This is a genomic window from Paraburkholderia sp. J12 (assembly GCF_905220215.1).
In the GTDB taxonomy this organism is placed as follows: domain Bacteria; phylum Pseudomonadota; class Gammaproteobacteria; order Burkholderiales; family Burkholderiaceae; genus Paraburkholderia.
The window spans coordinates 401117-420914 of the sequence record NZ_CAJMZC010000003.1; the positions used below are offsets into that span (position 1 = coordinate 401117).

The 19798-nt window shown below is 63.2% G+C and carries 19 protein-coding genes and 1 pseudogene; 12 read left to right on the plus strand and 8 right to left on the minus strand.

What is annotated here, in order from left to right:
• Positions 1 to 28 precede the first annotated feature (28 nt).
• Together U5760_RS10590 and U5760_RS10595 are read left to right on the plus strand one after the other, a co-directional pair.
• Positions 29 to 1321 carry an FAD-binding oxidoreductase gene (locus U5760_RS10590; RefSeq protein WP_322011576.1) on the plus strand — a complete coding sequence of 431 codons (1293 nt, stop codon included), beginning with the start codon at positions 29 to 31 and terminating at the stop codon, positions 1319 to 1321.
• On the plus strand, positions 1321 to 2625 hold the full coding sequence (locus tag U5760_RS10595; RefSeq protein ID WP_322011578.1) for an FAD-binding oxidoreductase: 1305 nt from the start codon (positions 1321 to 1323) through the stop codon (positions 2623 to 2625). The genes U5760_RS10590 and U5760_RS10595 overlap by 1 nt, the downstream gene beginning before the upstream one ends.
• 48 nt (positions 2626 to 2673) lie before the next feature.
• Here the strand turns inward: U5760_RS10595 and U5760_RS10600 are convergent, their stop codons facing one another.
• Positions 2674 to 3366, minus strand: coding sequence for a hypothetical protein (locus U5760_RS10600; protein WP_322011580.1), 693 nt, complete (start codon positions 3364 to 3366; stop codon positions 2674 to 2676).
• 325 nt (positions 3367 to 3691) lie between these two features.
• Between U5760_RS10600 and U5760_RS10605 the strand changes: the two genes are divergently transcribed.
• Positions 3692 to 4672, plus strand: coding sequence for an aldo/keto reductase (locus U5760_RS10605; RefSeq protein ID WP_322011582.1), 981 nt, complete (start codon positions 3692 to 3694; stop codon positions 4670 to 4672).
• Here the strand turns inward: U5760_RS10605 and U5760_RS10610 are convergent, their stop codons facing one another.
• Complete coding sequence (locus U5760_RS10610) at positions 4673 to 6172, minus strand: PLP-dependent aminotransferase family protein (RefSeq protein ID WP_322011584.1); 1500 nt, start codon at positions 6170 to 6172, stop codon at positions 4673 to 4675. It lies immediately after the preceding gene.
• Positions 6173 to 6265: 93 nt separating this feature from the next.
• Here U5760_RS10610 and U5760_RS10615 point away from each other — a divergent pair, with 93 nt between their 5' ends.
• Positions 6266 to 6514 (plus strand): hypothetical protein, encoded by a 249-nt coding sequence (locus U5760_RS10615; protein WP_322011742.1) that lies wholly within the window; start codon positions 6266 to 6268, stop codon positions 6512 to 6514.
• Positions 6515 to 6546: 32 nt separating this feature from the next.
• On the opposite strand, the pseudogene U5760_RS10620 reads toward U5760_RS10615, so the two are convergent.
• The 3 genes and pseudogenes from U5760_RS10620 to U5760_RS10630 form a co-directional block, all read right to left on the minus strand.
• Positions 6547 to 7039 (minus strand): annotated as a pseudogene (locus tag U5760_RS10620) (hypothetical protein); the annotation flags it as partial.
• A 93-nt stretch (positions 7040 to 7132) separates the two neighbouring features.
• Entirely contained in the window at positions 7133 to 8317 is a 1185-nt protein-coding gene (locus tag U5760_RS10625) for a porin (RefSeq protein WP_322011585.1), read from the minus strand.
• Positions 8318 to 8442: 125 nt separating this feature from the next.
• A complete protein-coding gene (locus U5760_RS10630; RefSeq protein ID WP_322011586.1) occupies positions 8443 to 9804 on the minus strand; it encodes an MFS transporter in 1362 nt (453 codons plus the stop codon).
• 157 nt (positions 9805 to 9961) lie between these two features.
• Between U5760_RS10630 and U5760_RS10635 the strand changes: the two genes are divergently transcribed.
• The 7 genes from U5760_RS10635 (at position 9962) to U5760_RS10665 (ending at position 16489) form a co-directional block, all read left to right on the plus strand.
• Positions 9962 to 10714: a TetR/AcrR family transcriptional regulator gene (locus U5760_RS10635; protein WP_322011588.1), complete on the plus strand. Its 753-nt coding sequence runs from the start codon at positions 9962 to 9964 to the stop codon at positions 10712 to 10714.
• Between the two features lie 66 nt (positions 10715 to 10780).
• Entirely contained in the window at positions 10781 to 12202 is a 1422-nt protein-coding gene (locus U5760_RS10640) for an amidohydrolase family protein (protein ID WP_322011590.1), read from the plus strand.
• 5 nt (positions 12203 to 12207) lie between these two features.
• Positions 12208 to 13026 (plus strand): cyclase family protein, encoded by an 819-nt coding sequence (locus tag U5760_RS10645; protein WP_322011592.1) that lies wholly within the window; start codon positions 12208 to 12210, stop codon positions 13024 to 13026.
• Positions 13023 to 14336 carry a fumarylacetoacetase gene (gene fahA / locus U5760_RS10650; RefSeq protein WP_322011593.1) on the plus strand — a complete coding sequence of 438 codons (1314 nt, stop codon included), beginning with the start codon at positions 13023 to 13025 and terminating at the stop codon, positions 14334 to 14336. The genes U5760_RS10645 and fahA overlap by 4 nt, the downstream gene beginning before the upstream one ends.
• Before the next feature lie 437 nt (positions 14337 to 14773).
• A complete protein-coding gene (locus U5760_RS10655) occupies positions 14774 to 15133 on the plus strand; it encodes a DUF3564 domain-containing protein (protein ID WP_322011594.1) in 360 nt (119 codons plus the stop codon).
• A gap of 222 nt (positions 15134 to 15355) precedes the next feature.
• Positions 15356 to 16132 (plus strand): DNA/RNA non-specific endonuclease, encoded by a 777-nt coding sequence (locus tag U5760_RS10660; protein ID WP_322011595.1) that lies wholly within the window; start codon positions 15356 to 15358, stop codon positions 16130 to 16132.
• A 96-nt stretch (positions 16133 to 16228) separates the two neighbouring features.
• The gene (locus tag U5760_RS10665) at positions 16229 to 16489 is read left to right on the plus strand and encodes a hypothetical protein (protein WP_322011597.1); all 261 of its coding nucleotides are present in this window, start codon (positions 16229 to 16231) and stop codon (positions 16487 to 16489) included.
• A gap of 62 nt (positions 16490 to 16551) precedes the next feature.
• Here U5760_RS10665 and U5760_RS10670 read toward each other — a convergent pair whose 3' ends face one another.
• Together U5760_RS10670 and U5760_RS10675 are read right to left on the minus strand one after the other, a co-directional pair.
• On the minus strand, positions 16552 to 17193 hold the full coding sequence (locus tag U5760_RS10670; RefSeq protein ID WP_322011598.1) for an HAD family hydrolase: 642 nt from the start codon (positions 17191 to 17193) through the stop codon (positions 16552 to 16554).
• A 155-nt stretch (positions 17194 to 17348) separates the two neighbouring features.
• A complete protein-coding gene (locus U5760_RS10675; RefSeq protein ID WP_322011599.1) occupies positions 17349 to 18107 on the minus strand; it encodes a Crp/Fnr family transcriptional regulator in 759 nt (252 codons plus the stop codon).
• Between the two features lie 125 nt (positions 18108 to 18232).
• Between U5760_RS10675 and U5760_RS10680 the strand changes: the two genes are divergently transcribed.
• Positions 18233 to 18778: a DUF962 domain-containing protein gene (locus tag U5760_RS10680; protein WP_322011601.1), complete on the plus strand. Its 546-nt coding sequence runs from the start codon at positions 18233 to 18235 to the stop codon at positions 18776 to 18778.
• A gap of 87 nt (positions 18779 to 18865) precedes the next feature.
• Here the strand turns inward: U5760_RS10680 and rarD are convergent, their stop codons facing one another.
• Positions 18866 to 19759, minus strand: a complete 894-nt coding sequence (rarD, locus tag U5760_RS10685; RefSeq protein WP_322011603.1) for an EamA family transporter RarD — start codon at positions 19757 to 19759, stop codon at positions 18866 to 18868.
• Between the last annotated feature and the right edge of the window lie 39 nt (positions 19760 to 19798).

Genomic DNA, 19798 nt, shown 5'->3' on the forward strand with positions numbered 1-19798 from the left:
TCCGCTTTCTCTTTGCAATCCTGACTTTATGCTCAAATTCGCCAATCAGCCGCACGCCCCGTCCTACTACGCCGCCACCGCTAACGACACTACCCGCCATCCGGTTCTGGAAGGCACGATCGACGCCGATGTCTGCGTGATCGGCGCCGGCCTCACCGGTGTCTCGGCGGCGCTCAATCTCGCAGAACGCGGCTACAAGGTCGCGCTCCTCGAGGCGTCGAAGGTCGGATGGGCAGCCAGTGGACGCAACGGCGGACAGCTGATCGGCGGCTTCGCGTGCGACATCGACACCTTCAAGCCTTTCGTCACCGATGCCGAACTGAAGCAGATCTGGGACATGGGCCTCGAAACGCTCGACATCGTGAAGTCGCGCGTCGCGAAGCACAACATCGACTGCGCGCTCACGCCCGGCTACTTCACGGCCGCGAACAAGCCGCGCGACGTCGATGCGCTCAAGGCATGGCGCGACGAAGCCGCGTCGCGCTTCGGCTATGACAAATTTCAGTACGTCGACGCAGGCGGCGTGGGCGAGTACGTGCAATCGTCGCGCTACCCCGGCGGTCTCTACGATCCCGATAGCGGCCATCTGCATCCGCTCAACTACACGCTCGGCCTCGCGCGCGCGGCCAGCGAAGCCGGCGTGCAGATTTTCGAGGACAGCGCCGTCACGCGCCTTCGCGACGAAAACGGCGGCCACGTGATCGAAACCGCGCGCGGCAACGTGCGCGCGAAATTCGTCGTGCTCGCCTGCAATACCTATCTCGGTGCGCTCGCGCCGGCGCTCTCGCGCAAGATCATGCCCGTGGGCACCTACGTGATCGCCACGTCGCCGCTCGGCAAGGAACGCATGGCCGCGCTCATGCCCGCGCAGACCGCCGTGTGCGACAGCCGCTTCGTTCTGGACTACTTCCGGCCCGCGCCCGATACGCGCCTGCTGTGGGGCGGCAAGGTCAGCTATTCGACGTTCGCGCCGCCCAACCTGGGCGAGGCGATGCGCCGCGACATGCTCAAGACCTTTCCGCAGCTCGCGGACGTGACGGTCGACTACGCATGGGGCGGCTACGTGGACATCACGATGAACCGCGCGCCGCATTTCGGGCGCCTCAAGCCCACGGTGTATTTCGCGCAGGGTTTCTCGGGACATGGCGTCAATACGACCGGCCTCGCGGGCAAGCTGATCGCCGAAGCGATCGACGGCCAGGCCGCGCGCTTCGACCTGTTCGGCAAGATCCGTCACCGCGATTTCCCCGGTGGCGCTACACTGCGCACCCCCGCCCTCGTGCTTGCGATGGCATGGTATCGAATGAAGGACCTGCTCTGATGACCGCTAACCTCGACGCCCAGGCGGACGCCCTCGCCCGCCACTCCTACTACGAAGCCACGGCCACGCGCCCCGCCGAAGACGACCCGGTGCTCGAAGGCGTGCAGGAAGCCGACGTCTGCGTGATCGGCGCAGGCTTCGCCGGTCTCTCCGTCGCGCTGGAATGCCGCGCGCGCGGTCTTTCGGTGATCGTGATCGATGCGCACCGGCCCGGCTGGGGCGCCTCGGGGCGCAACGGCGGCCAGACGCTCGTGGGCTTCGCCAAGGACGAGATTCTCGAAAAACAGCTCGGCGCGGAGGGCGTGCGCGCCGCGTGGGCGCTGTCGATCGAAGGCGTGGGGCTCGTGCGCGAGCGTATCGCGCGCTACGGCATCGACTGCGATTTCACGGCGGGCTACCTCACGGTCGCGACGAAGGAAAAACGCGTGCCCAGCCTGCGCGCGTGGATGGACGCCGCGCGCACGCGCTGGGGCTACGACCGGCTCGAATGGCTCGATGCAAAGGCCACGCGCGAACATGTGGCCTCGGAGCGCTATCTGGCCGGCGTATACGATCCGTTCTCCGGCCATCTGCATCCGCTCAAGTATTGTCTTGGCCTCGCCGCCGCCGCCCGGCGCGAAGGCGCGCGACTCTTCGCGCACACGCGCGCCGTGGAAGTGGTGCGCGGCGAGCGCCCCGTCGTGAAGACGCCGCGCGGCGAAGTGCGCAGCCGCTTCGTGGTGTCGTGCTGCAACGCGGTGCCGGGCGGCGTGCTGCCCGCTTCCATCGCCGCACGCATCGCGCCGATCGCCTCGTACATCATCGCCACCGAACCGCTTGGCCGAGAGCGTGCCGACGCGCTGATCGCGCAGCGCGCCGCCGTGTGCGACAACAACTTCTTCCTCGATTACTTCCGGGTGTCCGCCGACGACCGCATGCTGTTCGGCGGCCGTGCCGACTCCACGGGCGCTGCGCCCGCGGAACTGGCCGAGGCCATGAAGAAGCGCATGACCGACGTGTTCCCGCAGCTTGCGGGCACGCAGGTGGAATACGCGTGGGGCGGTTTCGTGGACGTGACGCGCAACCGCGCGCCCGATTTCGGCGCCATCGATCCGAACTACTACTACGTGCAGGGCTTTTCGGGCCACGGCGTGGCGCTGACCGGCATCGCCGGGCGGGTGGTGGCGCAGGCCATCGCGGGCGAGCCGGCTTCGTTCGATCTCTTTGCGCAACTACGGCATGCGCGCTTTCCGGGCGGCCCGGCGTGGCGCAGGCCGGCGCTCGAAATCGGCATGCTGTATCACCGCGTGCTGGAAATGCTGTGAGGTTGCGCGGGGCAGCACAGCCAGCGGACGCAACAGGGAAGCGCGCGATCAGTGCAGGGTCGTGGCGGTCGGCAACCACGCGTCGATGGTTGTCTGCGCGACGATCCAGCGCATGGCCTCGGTGTCGTACACCATCCAGTTTCCGTCGCCAGCCCGATTGCGTCTGAATATCGCCCTGCCGGGCGTCGCCGTCCGCAAGGCGGCGTCGATGGTGCGCAGGAATGTGATGTCGTCCATGGACTCCATGCGGCGGATCGACTGTTCGTAAGTGTGCGCACCGATCTGCGCCCATTGCGCACGCATGTCTTCGAACACCCATTCGCCAAAACCGAAGCTCGCCTCCACATTGACGCCGCGGGGGCACCGGTCCGGCAAGTCGAACGTGACTTCGAAATACCGTACGCACGGCGCACCGGCCGCAATGATCAACGCGCCCCGATCGTCGCAGGCGAGGCCGAAAGTCACGGCGCAATCCACCGTACCGTCCAGTTCGCGCAGCACGGCGTACAGGTCGAACGATTGCAGCGGCACGCAATGCCAGCTGTCCGGGCCGCCATCGTGCCCATACGTGTTGCGCAGCGTGGCATAGATCTGCGCGTGCAGACGCGAGACGAACAGCGCAATACTGGCCTGTTCGCCATCTCCAACCCATGCGGGCTCGTGAAGGGCCGCCCCGTCGTGGCGACGGCGGCGACGAAGGACGACCCAGAGGGTCAGGGGAGCAGTGTAGTCTGTCGGCATGGGACCACGCGGAGAAGTTTGGACAAAGGCGCGCCAGGTGGGCCGCCATTGCTATGGATTGCGAATTATTTGACCCTGAATATCTCATTTGAGATAAAAATATCCAATAACAAGCTAACACAGATTTCGCCGGGTGTCCGCACTTCGCGCTCCAGGTTTGATCGCCGTCCAGGTTTTGCGCCTCCGGGCCGGTTTTCTGCGCATCCGGGCCGGCTCAAGTACGCTTGAGTCACATCTCGTTGCGGTCCGGCCGGCGTCCTGCGGCGCCGCGCCCACCTCCCGCACCCATTTGGCATCATCCGCTTTCGCACAAGGAGTGACAGCAATGGACTACGTCAGGTTCGGCTCGACCGGCTTGGAAGTTTCGCGTTTGTGTCTCGGCTGCATGACCTACGGCGTGCCCGAGCGCGGCCCGCATCCGTGGACGCTCGGGGAAGACGCGGCCCGCCCGCTGATCCGTCAGGCGCTCGACGCCGGCATCAACTTCTTCGACACCGCCAACACTTACTCGGACGGCACCTCGGAAGAGATCGTCGGCCGCGCGCTGCTCGACTTCGTCAAGCGCGAGGACGTGGTGATCGCCACCAAGGCGTACAACCGCATGCGTCCCGGCCCGAACGGCGCGGGCCTTTCACGCAAGGCGCTCTTCGCCGAGATCGACAACAGCCTGCGCCGCCTCGGCACCGACTATGTCGATCTCTACCAGATCCACCGCTGGGACTACTACACGCCCATCGAGGAAACGCTCGAAGCGCTCAACGACATCGTGAAGGCGGGCAAGGCGCGCTATATCGGCGCGTCGTCGATGTATGCGTGGCAGTTCAGCAAGGCGCTCTATACCTCGTATCTGAACGGCTGGACGCCCTTCGTGAGCATGCAGGACCACCTGAACCTGCTCTACCGCGAGGAGGAGCGCGAGATGCTGCCGCTCTGCGCCGACCAGGGCATTGCGGTGATACCGTGGAGCCCGCTCGCGCGCGGCCGCCTCACGCGCGACTGGAACGCCACGAGCGAGCGCGAGAAGACCGACGTGTACAGCCGCCAGCTCTACGAAGCCACGGCCGATGCGGATCGCGCGATCGTGGAAGCGGTCGCCGCCATCGCGAAGGCGCGCAACGTGTCGCGCGCGCAGGTCGCGCTCGCGTGGGTACTGCAAAAGGAGGAGGTCACCTCGCCCATCATCGGCGCCTCGAAGCCGCAGCATCTCGACGACGCCGTGGCGGCGCTGTCGCTCGAACTCACCGACCAGGAGGTCGATGCACTCGAAGCGCCCTACGTGCCGCACCCGATTGCGGGACACGAGTGATCAGGCGCCGCCGCCCGCAGGCCCCCGCATGTCCCGGATGATCCGGGCGAGCGTGGCCATCAGGGCATCGGCAATACGCGGCGGCGTTTCCGCATAACCCAGCAAAAAGCCGTTGTACTGCACCGCGTCCGGCGACGCGAGGCAGTACACGCTGAGCGGCGACAAATGCAGGCCATGCGAACGCGCGGCCGTGCTGACGTCGACGTCGCGCAGCGGCGCATCGAGGCGCACGCTCAGATGCATGCCGCCGGCATCGGCGGAAACGGTCATCACGCCCGCGAGATGGCGCCCGATGGCCGCCACGAGACCATCGCGGCGCTCTTCGTAGAGCTTGCGCATGCGCCGCAGATGCCGCGCGTAGCGGCCGCTTTCGATGAACTCGGCGAGCGCCATCTGCTCGGCCACGCGCCCCTGGCGCTCGAGCGTGCCGACGGCCATCGACACCTGATCCGCCACGTCCGGCGGCACCACCATGAAGCCGATGCGCAATGCCGGGAACATCGTCTTGCTGAAGGTACCCAGATAGACCACGGGTGTGTCGTCGGCGAGCCCCTGGATGGAGGGCAGCGGCGGCCCGTCGTGGCGCAGCTCGCTGTCGTAGTCGTCTTCGATGATCCACGCGCCGCACGCCCGCGCGTGCTCGATCAGCGCGAGACGGCGTTCGAGGCTCAGCACGCAGCCCAGCGGATACTGATGCGACGGCGTGAGATACACGAGGCGCGGCGGCGCTTCGTCCCAGTCCGTGGCGCGCGGCGCCATGCCGGCGGCGTCCACGGGCACCGGCACGAGTTCCAGCCCCGCCGCGAGCAGCGCCGAACGCGCGCCCAGATAACCGGGATTCTCGATCCAGACACGCTCGCCATGATCGGCAAAAAGACGCGCACAGAGGTCGAGGCTCGCCTGAGTGCCGTTGGTGACGAACACCTGCTCCGCCTGGCATCGCACCCCGCGCGACACCCGCACGTACTGCGCAATCGCCTCGCGCAGCGCCGGGTGGCCCGCGCTGTCGCCATAGCCCAGATCGTTTGCGCGCAGGCGCCGCATGGCCCGTTCGAGCGAGGTGCGCCACTGCACGAAGGGAAACGCATCGAGCGCGGGCACGCCGGGACGCAGCGCGATGGCCCCATCGCGCGTGCGGCGCCGCGGCGGCAATTCGAGCGCGCGGCGCGCGAGCGTGCGCGAAGCCGCGGGCTCCTGGATCTCCTGCGCGGCGGACATCCGCTGCGCACCGCCACCGCCCGGCGCCACCGCGTTGACGATGGAACCATGGCGCGTGGCCGAGACAAAACCTTCCTCCACCAGCCGCTCATAGGCGTACAGCACCGAATTGCGCGCGATGCCCAGCTCTTCGGCGAGCGCACGGCTCGCCGCCAGCCGCGTGCCTTCGACGATGTCGCCGTCGAGAATCGCGCGCCGCAAACTCTCGTAGAGCAGATCCTGCTGCGTGAGCCGGCGAGCCGCGCCCCGTGCGTAGGTGGCCATCATCAGGGCGTAGTCCAAGCGGTGGCTCCAGATTTTGTCATTGCCGTGGGACTAACAATGGTGCCACAGTTCGCTTACGCTGGGAGCCGTCATCGACTGGAGAACGGCATCATGGCAACACGGCTCACGGCGCTGCGCCCCGACACTTCGAGGAGCGCGAGATGGTTCGGCATCGCCGCCACGCTTTTGCTCGCGGCGGCGATTGCTGCCTTCGCGTATTGGCAGGCGGCCCCCGTGAAGGCCTCGCGCGAGACCTATGCTGCCTGCGCCGGACATGCCGCCGCCGAGCTCCATGCGCCCGATCCGCGCGTGCGCCAGCAGGCCACCGACACGCTGGTGGAATGCGCGTCGCGGTCGTGACATTGCTTGCGTAACGTGGAGTTGTGCTGGCACAGATGCATGACCTCCGCCAGATACAGCCAGCCCGCGTGAGTCCGGATGTCGATGACGTCAGTTATCCATGCTCTATCTGGCGCCTCAGGCGAGAAGTCCGGTTCGACACGTCGGCAACCACGCCGACCGGACCACCGCATTATCGCGGCCTGCTACCGTAGGCAACCACGGCACGCAAAACCTGCGCCCTGCATCAGCCGGAGCACGCACTGTCCGACTGACGCCGCCAGACGTAATAGCCACCAAGATGAACACCGAGCACCGGCTTATCGTACGCAGACAATGCGCGCTGATATGGGCCCGCATGAACATACCTTGCCGCGATCTTTCGGCAAAGTAAGCGGCCGCTTTTTTAGAATGTCGCGCTCCTCGGCCACCTGCTTGAGTTCGGCCTTCAGTCGCCGCACCTTCGCATTCTGGTGAATGTCCATGCCTGGTTACTTGCCTGATAGCTTCGATCCCGAACTCATCCCTATACCGCCTCTCGCTCATACTGACCGCTTCGGTTGCCATAAATTATGGCTCGAAGATGCCTACGAAAAAGCTGGCCGATCGCAGGTCTTCACGCAAGCACGCAAACATAGCCTAGAACTTGAGTCTTATCCCCGTTTCTACGACCAGTTGAGACTTGCCGGACGACATGGTGGTTGAGTAAATCTGCGCATGCTCTGCATCACCGGCGGCGCGTTGATAGATTCCGACCAGAAAGAGGTCCGTGCGCTTGCTGAGCGAATACACGGTGCCCAGATTAAACTGGTGCCACTTGGGCGCCGTGCCTCCAGAATAGTCTCCCCAAGTGTAGACGTAGGCAGCTCCCAGGAGCAGTGCTGGAGTGATGCGTTTCGTCAGAGTCACTTCCGCGTTCTGCAGACGTAGACCCGTCCCGTCCGAATACTCGTAAAGCACGTTCGTATAGTCGACCGCCGCTTGAACAACATTGAAATCGTAGGTCGCCGCGCCGCCGTACATGCGCTGAAGATTGGCCGGAGCATTCGCCGGGCTCTTGGTAAACGGCGACGAATAGCCCCAGTTAGAATCGTCCACCGCCCCTTCCGTGTTCGAGGCGGAGGCAGGATCGTTGAACTGCGTCGCAGCGACGGCGACTTTCAGCGGGCCGTTCGTGTAGTTCCCACCCACACTGAAGCCCCGATTGTTCGAGAAACTGGTCGCATTGGAAAACGCATACGAAGCGGCAAATGTCAGCCCTTTCCAAGCGGGTGAAACGTAGCGTACCGAATTGTTGAATCGCAACGTATAGAAAAGGTTGTCGTTATCTCCGATGTGCGTCCCGACCGAGGCGAAGATAATGGCGGATTCGGCAAACGCCAGTTGACTCGCCATTTCTTCGAGCTGGCGCCCCATTGTGATCGTACCGTACCCATCGTTCTGAAGACCCACATAGGCAAAGCGGCCAAACATGCGCCCACCTTGCCCCAATGATCCGTTGGTAATCGAAAAGCCGTTCTCCAGCCGGAATATGGCTGCAGTTCCCCCGCCCAGATCCTCGCGGCCAAGTAAGCCGAAACGAGGCAATTGCTCGGGCCCGTTTGCAATTGCGTATTGATGGCTCCCGCCAGCGTTCGTGACGTACTGGAAGCCGGTGGAGATCAAACCATAGAGCGTTACGCTGCTCTGTGCGTAGACATTCGAAGCCGCGAGTGTTGCGGTCAAACCGACGAAAGCGGCGATGCCACGGAAACGCTTCGAGTATGCGTTCCCGGTGCAAAAGTTTGATGAACAGTTGCAATGGATTTTCGCTGAATTTCTCATGATTGTATTGCCTTCTACCAGAAAGGTTTGTTGAGTACAGGCGTGAGAGGGCAGCGGGCTATTTACACCCGCGAAGGAATTCGACTGGATCGGATAGGCTTTGTCGGGTCGAAGGTACCGGAGCGTCAAACCCCGGTGTGTCCCGTCGCCTCTCTGCTTTCGCGCGGGGAGGCAATAGTGTTCCGACCTTGCGGAGCTCGCACGGACAGAACAAGCACCACACCGCCTAGCGCTACAACGACCGCCAGCAAATAAAGTGCGTTGTCCATGTGTCCGGTCTTCGTCTTGATCCAGCCGATTACGGCTGGCGATACGAAGCCGCCAATCTGGCCTATGCAATTGATCAGGGCGAGGCCCGTCGCCACCGTTGCGGTGCTGAGAAACTGATGCGGAATAGACCAGAAAAGAGGAAATCCTGCGAATATGCCCACTACGCCAATCGACAGGAGAGCCAGCAAGACTGGGAGATTACCCGCGAAAGAGGGCAGCAGGGCAAACGCTACAGCGGCGGCGATAACACACGTTGCATAGTGATATCGACGTTCAAGCGTCCGGTCGGAATGCCGCGTAACAAGAACAATCCCGGCCATGCCGACGAGATAGGGAACGGAGCTGTACAGACCGGTCTGCAGCATCGTGTAGGTGCCAGCGGAATGCACCATAATCGGTAGCCAGAAACTGATCGCCATGGCACCGCACGACAGCGTGAAGTAGACCGCTGTTAGCAAGAGAATCCGCGGGTGGAGCAGTAGTTGCGCAAAAGAATGATGCTTGTCGGTCGCCTCGGTACTGGCTTCACGACGCAGCTCCCGAAGCAACAACTCCTTTTCGCTTTCTCCCAGCCATGCAACGTGCTTCGGGGAGTCGGGAATTGCAAACCAGGCCACCACCCCGAGCAGGACAGCCGGCGCGCCTTCCATGAGAAAAAGCCACTGCCAGTTTGAGAGGCCATATATGCCCTGGAAATACTGCATGATCGCGCCCGACACAACGCCTCCAATCGTTCCGGAGAAGGTAACGGCAACGAACAGCCATCCTGTGGCACGGCCCCGGCGCGAAGCTGGAAACCAGTACGTCAGGTAAAACAGAATACCGGGAAAGAAGCCGGCCTCGAACACACCAAGCAGAAACCGAAGCACATATAGCGAGAAAGGTGTCTTCACGGTGGCCATCGCCATCGAAACGCTGCCCCAGCACACCAAAATGCGCGTGAACGTCTTGCGGGCGCCGATTCGATACAACATTGCGTTGCTGGGCACCTCAAACAGGACATATCCGAGAAAGAAAATACCTGCTCCCAGACCGTACACGGCATCACTGAAGCCCAGTTCCGTCTTCATGTGCAGTTGTGCGAAGCCGACGTTGATCCGGTCAATGATCGCGACGACATAGGCGATGAAGAGAAACGGGATGATGCGCATTGTGACGCGTCGATACAGCCCGTTGATCCGGTCGGCATATGCCTCGGCACTGAGGGTCGCCTCCATGAATAGTCTCCTTACGTTTAGAATTTGGTCAATCATATAGTTCTGTTTTTCGCAAAGGTACGGGGGTTAACCCAACAATTCAAGAAATTTTCCACGTCAGCCTGCCTGTGCTAGTATGTACGTATAGGTCACTTATATAGTATCTGGAGAACACGTCATGGCCGGAAAGGACACGAAAGGGAAAATCCTCGACTCCGCAGAGCAACTCTTCGCCGAAATGGGGTTCCATGGCGTGTCGCTGCGGATGGTTGCCGAAGCAGCGGGAGTCAGCATTTCGCTCGTTCAGTACCACTTCGCCACCAAGGAACAGCTCTACGAGTCCGTGTTCGAACGTCGCATCGTCACCATCAACCACGACCGCTTGAGAAAGCTCGACCAGGTGGAGGTGGAATCCAGGCGGCTCAAGCAGCGAGTCGATCTTGAAGGCGTGTTGGAGGCATTTGTGTCGCCCACCGTTCTCCTGGCTCGGGATAAGGAAGCTGGCGGCGCCGTCTATGCCCAGTTGCTGGCGCAACTAACCAATGACCCGCAGCCCCATGCGCGGAAAGTTTCCAGGAAATACACCGATCCAATCGCACGTCAAACCATGCGGGTGCTGCACGAGGCGCTGCCCGACATGGACGACAGCGTTCTGCCGTGGTGCTATGTATTTGCTGTGGGGGCAATGATCGCGTCTATCTCGACGACAGGGCGCGTCGGACTGCTATCCGAAGGAAAGTGCGATCCCGACGACGTACAAAAGATCGTCGCCTTGCTGGTGCCATTTCTGGCCGGGGGTTTCGAACGTGTTGCGGAGCTAACCGACCACGCGGGCCGGTCTAAGGACGAGCCCGCTCAAGTACTCAATTCGCGGGGAAAATCTCCCGTAACCGGCGGCCGAAAAGGGGCTCGCGGCCAGGACAAGCGCTAGGTCTGTGCGTTCGCCGCGTGCGCTGTCGAAGGCTGCCAACACAACATCTATTATCGGGAGACATGCATGAGTTCAGAACGGCCAGTTTTGATCAGGGGTGGCTATGTCGTCAGCCAGGACGAGGCCATTGGGGATCTCGCCATCGGTGATGTTCTCATCCAGGGCCAGCGTATCGTCGACGTTGGGGTCAACCTTTCCGTGGCAGACGCGGAGATCATTGAAGCGAGAGGCATGATTGTCTCTCCCGGCTTTGTTGATACCCATCGTCACGTCTGGCAATCGTTGTTGCGAACCGTTGCGTCGGACTGGACGCTCTTCAACTACACCACCTCTATCCGTTTGGGATACAGCTCCTGTTACACGGAGGCGGACGCCTTTCTCGGCAACTACAGCGGCGCGCTCGAAGCCCTCAACGCGGGCGTAACGACAGTCGTAGACCACAGCCACATCATGAACAGCCCCCAGCACGCGGACGAGGCACTCCGCGGACTGCGGGAGAGCGGCATCAGGGCGGTCTTCTGCTATGGCCTGTTTCCGAACCCCAAGCAACATCCGTTTCGCTTCGACGATTTCGACCCGGGCTGGCGTGCGGCCGACGCCTGGAGGATACGGAAAACGCTTTTGGCATCGGACGACGGGCCGATATACATGGGACTCGCACCGTCCGAAGTAGAAAAAGCCCCTTTTGAAAAGGCCTGTGCCGAAATCGCTCTTGGACGGGACTTGCAGGCGCAAGTCATCTCCTGTCACGTAGCCATGAGCGGCTATAGCACCGCGTTTGGCCGTTCATTTACGACCAAACTCGGACAGGAGGGTCTGCTCGGACCAGACATCCTGCTGGTACATGGCAACTCATTGAATCGCTATGAGCTCAACATGGTGGTCGATGCCGGCGCAGGAATCTCCGCCACACCGGAAGTGGAAGTGCAGATGGGCATGGGCAGACCGGTCCTTGCTGCCGCTATGGCTCTCGGAGCAAAGGTAGGCCTCGGCGTGGACATCGTGTCGAATATTCCGGGCGACATGTTTCATCCGATGCGCGCGTCCCTTGAAGAGCTGCGCGGCGCATCGAATGACATTCTGGTAGCGCGTGACGAGGTGCCGCGGCGTCTCGACTCGCGCTGCCGGGACGTACTTGAGCTTGCCACGTTGGGCGGCGCGCGCGCCGTCGGGCTGGATTCGCAGATCGGCAGCCTGACTCCGGGCAAACGTGCCGATGTGATCTGCGTGAGCCGGGACAGTCTGAACATGATGGGCGCCACGGATCCGGCCGCCGCGCTGGTCTTTTATGCTACGGCGAACGATGTCGATACGGTCTTCGTCAACGGACGAATGCTTAAGCGCGCCGGGCACCTTGTGGATTGCGATACGCGGAGCCTGACGTCAGCCGTACGGGACGCCCGGTCCAGGATCGACGAGCGCTTCTCGCGACTCTCTGTCGGTGACTTCGAGGGCTATTACAAAGGTAAATACAACTTTGGAAATTAATGGTTATGCCCCGACATTTTATTGATCTCTCCGTCGCCTTCGAGGATGTGCCCACGTATCCTCCCCATCATCGGCCACAAATCCAGTACGTCGACCACGACAGCTCATTCGAAGCCTTCGACAAGGCTTACGGGGGCGTGCGCAAGGACGACCTGCCCGAAGGAAAAGCCTGGGCCGTCGAGCGGGTCTCGATGAGCACACACGCAGGCACACATATGGACGCGCCATACCACTTTCATCCCACGACCAATCATCAGACGATCCCGGGCGGAGAGCGTGCGCCTACGATCGACGAAATTCCGCTGCATCTGTGTCTTCGACCGGGGGTGAAGCTCGATTTTCGGCGATTCGAGCCGGGTTACATGGTTACGCCAGACGATATCGATGAAGAACTGGCGCGGATACGTCACGTCGTCAAGCCTTGTGACATCGTATTGGTCAATACGCGGGCAGGAACGCTGCATAAGGATCCGCAGTACGTCGACTCGGCGTGCGGCTTCGGGCGGGACAGCACGCTCCACTTGTTGCAAATGGGCGTGTCGATCGTCGGCACGGACGCGTATAGCTGGGATCCACCCTTTTCCGCCATCGGCCCCATTTATCGTGCGACCGGGGATGCTTCCCTGTTGTGGGGAGGGCACAAGGCAGGTCGCGAAAAGACTTATTGGCAAATCGAAAAACTATGTAATCTGGAGAACTTACCTTCTCATGGGTTCACGGTTGTATGCTTTCCCGTCAAGATTCGGGGTGCATCGGCGGGGTGGACGCGAGTGGTCGCGTACCTTGATGACCAAAACAATACCGCCGCTGGAGAATTATCATGAGCCGCCCCCTCGTTGATTTTACGCACGATCCGGAACGGATAAGTTGGGTGCCGGGCGCAAATGGGCACAACGACTTCCCGGTCCAGAATCTTCCGCTTGGTATTTTTTCCTCGGCAAACATGGACCGGCGGGCAGGCGTCGCCATCGGCGACAAGATTGTCGACTTGCGAGCACTCTACGAGTCAGTCGTTAGTGAAGATGCGCGGGCAATACTGGAACCTGTTGCTTATGTAAAGGAACTCAACAGTTTCATCGCACGGGGTGAGCATCCACGTATTGCCCTGAGGCATTTGCTATTCCGCTTCCTGACAGAGAATCCGGAACGTCTCATTGAACAGACACCGCTCGATTCCATCCTGATCGCGATGAAGGACTGCACGCTGCATCTGCCGGTGCGAATCAACAACTATACCGACTTCTTTGCCGGCGTTCACCATGCTGAGAATGCAGCGCGTCGAAGACAAATACCTGGAGGTCAATTTCCGAACTATCCGTACGTGCCTATTGCCTACCACGGCCGGGCATCGTCCATTCGTCCGTCGGGTCACGCGATGAGACGCCCTCGTGGCCAGTTCCGGATTGCCGACGCGCCCGAACCGGTCGTCGGCCCCACCCGAAAACTGGATTTCGAGCTTGAATTCGGCACCTGGATTGCGAGCGGCAATGAACTCGGGCATCCCATCGACATCCGCGACGCGCATCAACATATTGCGGGTTATTGTTTATCAAACGATCTGTCGGCAAGAGACATTCAGGTTTGGGAAGCACAACCCCTCGGGCCCTTTCTGGCGAAAAATTTTGGAACCGTGGTATCTCCGTGGCTGATCACGCCTGAAGCGATCGCCCCGTTTCGAACTGCCAGACGTGCTCGTGGTCCGGAAGAACCTGCCGTGCTGCAATATCTGGACGATACCGCGGATGCTGCTTCAGGCGGGGTTGTCGTCAACCTTGAGGTATGGCTCAGTTCCCGGCAAATGCGCAGTGCGGAGATTCCCGCGACGTGCATTTCGGCCACGTCCACCCGGGAGCTCTACTGGACCGCGGCCCAGATGATCGCCCACCACACAATCGGCGGTTGCGATCTGCAACCGGGTGATCTGCTTGGGAGCGGCACCATTTCTGGAACCGTGCCCGCATCGGGTGGCAGCATGATCGAGCTTACCAATGATGGCGCGTCGCCAGTCGAGATTGGAAACGGAGAATTACGCGCGTTCCTCGAGGATGGCGACGAGGTGGTATTTGTCGGAAGATGCCACCGTCAGGGTTTCGCTTCAATCGGTTTTGGGGAATGCCGGGCTGTGATTCACTAGCTCACCTGCTACCCGGTGAGAGAGACGTCAAGCCGATCGCCAGGGGGCCTCGAGCATGACTCTTCTGGTCAGGTCGCCGCAGGAAATCATTATCCTGGTTCCTGCCCCGCGCAGATGTCGAACACGCAGGCCCGTTCCTCGTCCCGTTTTTCCTTGTCGTAAAACGCTTCGGACTACCAGCCGAGCGGATGGCGCGTGGGCGCTTCGAGACTGCCTTCCTTGCGGGGCATGACGTCTCCCGTTCTAGTTATGTATTGAGGGCGCGAGCGCTGCAGCGTAAACACGCCCGCGGAGCGCGCCCATCCGCAATTCGCATGCCGCCAACATATGCGCCGCGCAGGTCCGGCGCCGGGCGGCATGCAAATTGCCGCCTTGCGTTCGCCCACAGGCGTTCTACAGTGAGGAATTGCCCCCTGACACGCTCTCGCGGAGCTGACATGCGACTTACGATCCTGATCAACGGTTCCGATCCCACCGTGAATCACGACTACGCCGTTCTCTGGCTGGACACCGATCAGCGGCGCTGGTCGCGCGAATCGCACGATGGCATCGATCTACCCGAATGGGGCGAACTGCGCGACACCGACGGCGTCACAGCGCTGTGCGCGCCGCTAGGCGAGGCAACGGTCTGCACGCTGCGCGGCCTGCACGTAAACCGCCGCCAGGAGATCAGTTCGGCCCACGGCGACGCCACCTGGTCGTGCGAGGCCACCCATGCGCCCATGGAAGGCCAATGGCGGCTGCAAGCCGTCGACCGCCAGGCCGTGCGCGCCGAACACGCCTTGTTTGCGGGCTGAATGCGCCAGGCATCGGCGCCATTCATCCCGCTTCGATTCCGCCCGGAATCTCTTTCGCTCGATAGCCCACGGCGCGGCGAACGCCGCGCCGTGGCGCGCCCCGCTACGGCCCTGCTCTGAAGCGGAATCCAAACTGAGCGCGCGCCGCACGGTGGCCGCGCGCGAACACGCCCGCTATACTTTCAGCCCGCCTTCACCCGCCTGGGTTTTCCTGTCTTGCCGATGAAGAAGTTGTTTGCCTCACTGCTCATGGCCGTGGCGAGCCATGGGTTCGCCGCGCCCGCCTGTTCCGGCTTCGTCCCCGACGGCCAGTTCCCCACACTCGCGAATCCGCGCATGGCGCCGCAAACGCGCATGCTCTGCTACTCGGATTTCGTCGTGCTGCACTCGGGCATCACCCATGGCCCGCTCTGGTCCGCCGAGCACCTCACGCGCGATCACCTCGAAGCGGCGAAGGACATGACGCGCACCAACCGCTTCTTCGAAGACGACCGCCTGCCCGAAGGCGAAGGCGCGACGCTCGCCGACTACAAGCGCAGCGGCTTCGATCGCGGTCACATGAGCCCGGCCGGCAACCGCTGGAACCCGCAGGCGATGGCGGAATCGTTTTCGCTCGCGAACGTGGTGCCGCAAAACCGCGAGAACAACCAGCGGCTGTGGTCGCACATCGAAACCGCCGTGCGCCGTCTCGCGACGAAGTACGGCGAGGCCTACGTGGTGACAGGACCGCTCTTCACGGGCGCGCAGTTGCAAACCATCGGCCCGACGCGCGTGCTCGTGCCCACGCAGATCTTCAAGGTGGTGTATGTGCCGTCGCAGCAACTGGCGTTCGCCATCGTCGCCGACAATACGAGCGCCGATCGTTACGAGGTGCGCTCCGTGCGCGCGCTGGAGGAGCAAAGCGGCATCCGCTTCCCCGGCATTCCGGCGAGCGCGGCCGCCGAAACGAAGGTGTCGTTCAACGGCCGCGGCTTCTCCGTGCGCAAGGGTTTCTGGTAAGCCGCGCGCGACCAGCCAGCCGTGCGCGGCTTCCTATAATGCGATGCGAAAGCGCGGTCGCGTTGGCCGCAGCGGCGGCTCGAGGAGGATCAGAAGGTGTTCAACGCATATGCAAACGACGACGATGTCCTGAACATTCAGGGCGACGCGCTCACGCTCGCCAACGGCACGACCCGCGTGACGCTCTCGGGCGCGCTCGAACTCACGCGCGACAAGCGGGGGCTGGCGGCGGCACTCGCCCTCAAGGCCGCACTGGACGACGTCGTGCGAAAACTGCAGGCCGACGCGCACCTGCCCGCCCGGATCGCCGACGAGCCCGATCAGAAGCCTGGCGTCGTCGACAACCCGTTCCGCTGAAAGGCGCGCTCGGCCCCTCTGCGCTCCAGTGCTCGAGCGGGTTCGAGCGGGTTCGAGCGGGTTCAAGCGGCGCCGAAGCCGCCCCTGGCCGCGAGCGGCGGCAGCGGCGTGGTGCCGCGTATCCATGCATGGTTCGCGAGTTCGGCCATTTCGCGGTCGCCACGACTGTCGCCGTAAGCATAGAGCGTGGACGGCGCGTGCTCGCCCCACCAGGCACGCAGGCGCGCCACCTTCTCCGGGCCCCAACAGTTACGCCCCGCCAGCCGCCCCGTGTACGCGCCATCGCGCCATTCCAGTTCGCTCGCGAGCACCGTCTCGATCCCGACTGTCGCGGCCCATTTGCGCAGATACAGCGAAGGCGAAGCGCTCACCAGCACCACCTCGTGACCCAGCGCCTGATGCTCGCGCACGCGCGCGAGCATTTCCGGACGCAGCAGCGCAGGCAACCCGTGCGCGACGAAACGCTGCGCCGCGGCATCCAACGTTTCGCGCCGCACGGCCCCGAGCGCGGCATACAGAAAACGCGCCTTGGTACGCCCGCGCTCGGACCAACCGGGCGCCACGCCCACGAGCCACGGCAGACAGCGCAGCACGGCAAACGCGAAGCGCGCCGGACCGGCGGTCTCCAGCATGAAGGCGCGGAAGCTGTCCGAGGTGGTGATGGTGCCATCGAAGTCGAAGGCGGCAACGACACGGTCAGTCATGAAGACAATCGGGGATAGAGGTGGAAAATACGCTGCGACGCGGCGGGATAAAACCGGCGTCATTGTGCGGGCAAAGGGGTGGTACGGCAAATGGACAGCGCCTTATATTGATCGATTGGATCAATATGTATCGATATTGAGCGATATTGATCCGCTTACGTTTCGCGTTGCTGCGTGCTCTGCGCGAGGCGTGCGGCATCTGCAATCTCGATCTCGCCGTAGCGCAGCAGCACCATGCCGTCGCGCTCGAACTGCCGCAGGATCTGGTTCACGGTTTGCCGCGAAAGCGCCAGCATGAGCGCCAGATCTTCCTGCGGCACGCTCACCACACGGCGCCGCTCGCCGAAACGGGCGACATCGCCGGCGGCCTCGTCGGCAACGCCATAGTTGGCCAGCAGCAGAAGCCGCCGCGCCACACGAGCCGCGGCAGGCAGCAGCGCAGCCTCTTCGATCGCCTCGAACGCAAGACGCAGCTTTTGCGTGAGCAGCAGGCCGAATGCATGCCACCAGGCAGGCGTCGCGTCGAGCAGCGCGACCAGCGACGCGCGCGGCACCTGAAAAAGCGTGGAGTCGCGCTCGACGTAGGCGTCGTGCGTGCGCGGACCGCCGTCGAACAACCCGATCTCGCCAAACCAGTTCACCGGCCCCACGACCGCCAGCAGCGCCTCGCGGCCGCCCAAGCTCGCCGCACCCACGCGCACGGCGCCTTCCACCACGCAGTAGAGGCCGTCGTCGGGGTCGCCGCGCATGAAGAGGCGCTCGCCCGCGCGCACGCTGCGCACGCGGCCCGCCTCACGCAGGGCCGCGCGCAAGGAATCGGGCAAGCTGTGGAACCACGCGCTGCGCTCCAGTGCCGCCGCAACGGCGGGAGGCAGCGAGGCATCGGCAGCGATAACAGGCGGAACGGTGCGCACGAAGCAATTAAGGAATTAAGGGGAACCGGAGCAAAATCGAAGCAAGCGCGAAGATTGTCGCCCAGGCGAAAGTTTGATCGCGGGCGCCCGACGATCATAATGATTTTGGAGACACCGGGGCATCCATGAGAAACCTGACCGAGCAACTCACCCAGTACGCCGCCTACCACCGCGACACCCGCAACATCGCCACGCACTTCGTCGGCATTCCGCTGATCGTGGTGGCGCTCGCGGTACTGCTCGCGCGGCCCGCCGTGATCGCGGGCGCGCTGCCCTGGCCGCTCTCGCCCGCCGGGCTGCTGTTCGGCGGGGCGACGCTCTACTACCTCGTCCTCGACGTGCCGCTCGGGCTGATGATGGCCGCGGTTTCCGCGGCGTGCGTCGCGTTCGGCACGTGGGTCGCCGCGCAGGCCACCGGCGTATGGGTCGCGAGCGGCATCGGGCTCTTCGTGGTGGGCTGGGTGTTCCAGTTCGTCGGCCATGCTGCCTACGAGCACCGCAAGCCCGCCTTCGTCGACGACGTGATCGGCCTGATCGTCGGTCCGCTGTTCGTGCTAGCCGAAGCGCTCTTCAGCCTGGGCTGGCGTCCTGCGCTGCGCGAAGCGATCGAAGCCAAGGCGGGCCCCACGCGGATCAATCCGCCGCGCGAGGCCGCACGGAGCGGATCTTAAGCGGGCGGCGTTGACGCGCTCGCGCTCTCGTCGGGGTCCCTCGCCCGGGTCCTTACTCGGGTCCTTGCCTGAATCCTTTAGCGCGCCCTAGCGCGACAACCGCACGAGCCTCGCGCCATGCAAGGCCGTCAGACCCACGGCGAGCCAGATCGGCACATAAGTGGCCAGCTCGCGCGCGCCGAGATGCTCGCCGAGGAGCGTCACCGAAACGATCACCAGCAGCACCGGTTCGACGTAGCCGAGAATGCCGAAGAGCGCCATCGGCAAGAGGCGGCTCGCCTTGAGGTAAGACGCGAGCGCCGCGGTGCTGAGCGCGCCCAGCCCCGGCAGCAACGCGAACGCGAGAAACGGCCGGACGTCCAGCAGCGCGAGCGAGCCGCCCGCCCAGGCCTCGAACACGGCGATGGGCGTGAGCAGGATCATCTCCACCGCGAAGGTCACCAGCGAATCCGCGTGTATCTTGCGGCGCAGCACGAAGTACGGCGGATAGCCGAACGCGACCAGCAGCGTCGGCCACGAAAACGCATGCGTGGCCCAAAGCTCGTGCGCGACGCCCACCGCCGCGCATGCCACGGCCAGCCACTGCAGGCCGTCGAGCCGCTCGTGATAGTAGAAACGCCCCACCAGCACCATGACGAGCGGCAACAGGAAGTAGCCCAGCGACACCTCCAGCATGCGCCCGTGCAGCGGCGCCCACAGGAACAGCCAGAGTTGCAGGCCGAGCAGCGCCGCGCCCACCACGAGCATGAGCGCCGTGCGCGGTTCCTTGACCATGCGCGCGATGAGTTCGCGCAACTGCGCGCCGCGGCCGCGCAGAAACAGCAGGGCCAGCGCGCCGGGCACGGTCCAGATCACGCGCCACGCGAAGATATCGAGTCCCGTGAGCGGCTTGAGCAACAGCGTATAAGCCGACAGCAGCGCGAACAGCGCCGACGCCCCCACGCAAAGCGCAATGCCGCGCCCGGGTTCGTACTGGTTCATTGCGCAGGGATCCCCGAATGTACGCGGCAGGCATCGGTC

What these genes read in the sequence shown, in the direction of transcription:
- U5760_RS10590 (WP_322011576.1), top strand. Translation starts at nt 29, where the DNA reads ATGCTCAAATTCGCCAATCAGCCGCACGCCCCGTCCTACTACGCCGCC.
- U5760_RS10645 (WP_322011592.1), top strand. Translation starts at nt 12,208, where the DNA reads ATGCCCCGACATTTTATTGATCTCTCCGTCGCCTTCGAGGATGTGCCC.
- rarD (WP_322011603.1), bottom strand. Translation starts at nt 19,759, where the DNA reads ATGAACCAGTACGAACCCGGGCGCGGCATTGCGCTTTGCGTGGGGGCG.
- U5760_RS10605 (WP_322011582.1), top strand. Translation starts at nt 3,692, where the DNA reads ATGGACTACGTCAGGTTCGGCTCGACCGGCTTGGAAGTTTCGCGTTTG.
- U5760_RS10625 (WP_322011585.1), bottom strand. Translation starts at nt 8,317, where the DNA reads ATGAGAAATTCAGCGAAAATCCATTGCAACTGTTCATCAAACTTTTGC.
- U5760_RS10615 (WP_322011742.1), top strand. Translation starts at nt 6,266, where the DNA reads ATGGCAACACGGCTCACGGCGCTGCGCCCCGACACTTCGAGGAGCGCG.
- U5760_RS10680 (WP_322011601.1), top strand. Translation starts at nt 18,233, where the DNA reads ATGAGAAACCTGACCGAGCAACTCACCCAGTACGCCGCCTACCACCGC.
- fahA (WP_322011593.1), top strand. Translation starts at nt 13,023, where the DNA reads ATGAGCCGCCCCCTCGTTGATTTTACGCACGATCCGGAACGGATAAGT.
- U5760_RS10635 (WP_322011588.1), top strand. Translation starts at nt 9,962, where the DNA reads ATGGCCGGAAAGGACACGAAAGGGAAAATCCTCGACTCCGCAGAGCAA.
- U5760_RS10595 (WP_322011578.1), top strand. Translation starts at nt 1,321, where the DNA reads ATGACCGCTAACCTCGACGCCCAGGCGGACGCCCTCGCCCGCCACTCC.
- U5760_RS10640 (WP_322011590.1), top strand. Translation starts at nt 10,781, where the DNA reads ATGAGTTCAGAACGGCCAGTTTTGATCAGGGGTGGCTATGTCGTCAGC.
- U5760_RS10655 (WP_322011594.1), top strand. Translation starts at nt 14,774, where the DNA reads ATGCGACTTACGATCCTGATCAACGGTTCCGATCCCACCGTGAATCAC.
- U5760_RS10630 (WP_322011586.1), bottom strand. Translation starts at nt 9,804, where the DNA reads ATGGAGGCGACCCTCAGTGCCGAGGCATATGCCGACCGGATCAACGGG.
- U5760_RS10670 (WP_322011598.1), bottom strand. Translation starts at nt 17,193, where the DNA reads ATGACTGACCGTGTCGTTGCCGCCTTCGACTTCGATGGCACCATCACC.
- U5760_RS10660 (WP_322011595.1), top strand. Translation starts at nt 15,356, where the DNA reads ATGAAGAAGTTGTTTGCCTCACTGCTCATGGCCGTGGCGAGCCATGGG.
- U5760_RS10600 (WP_322011580.1), bottom strand. Translation starts at nt 3,366, where the DNA reads ATGCCGACAGACTACACTGCTCCCCTGACCCTCTGGGTCGTCCTTCGT.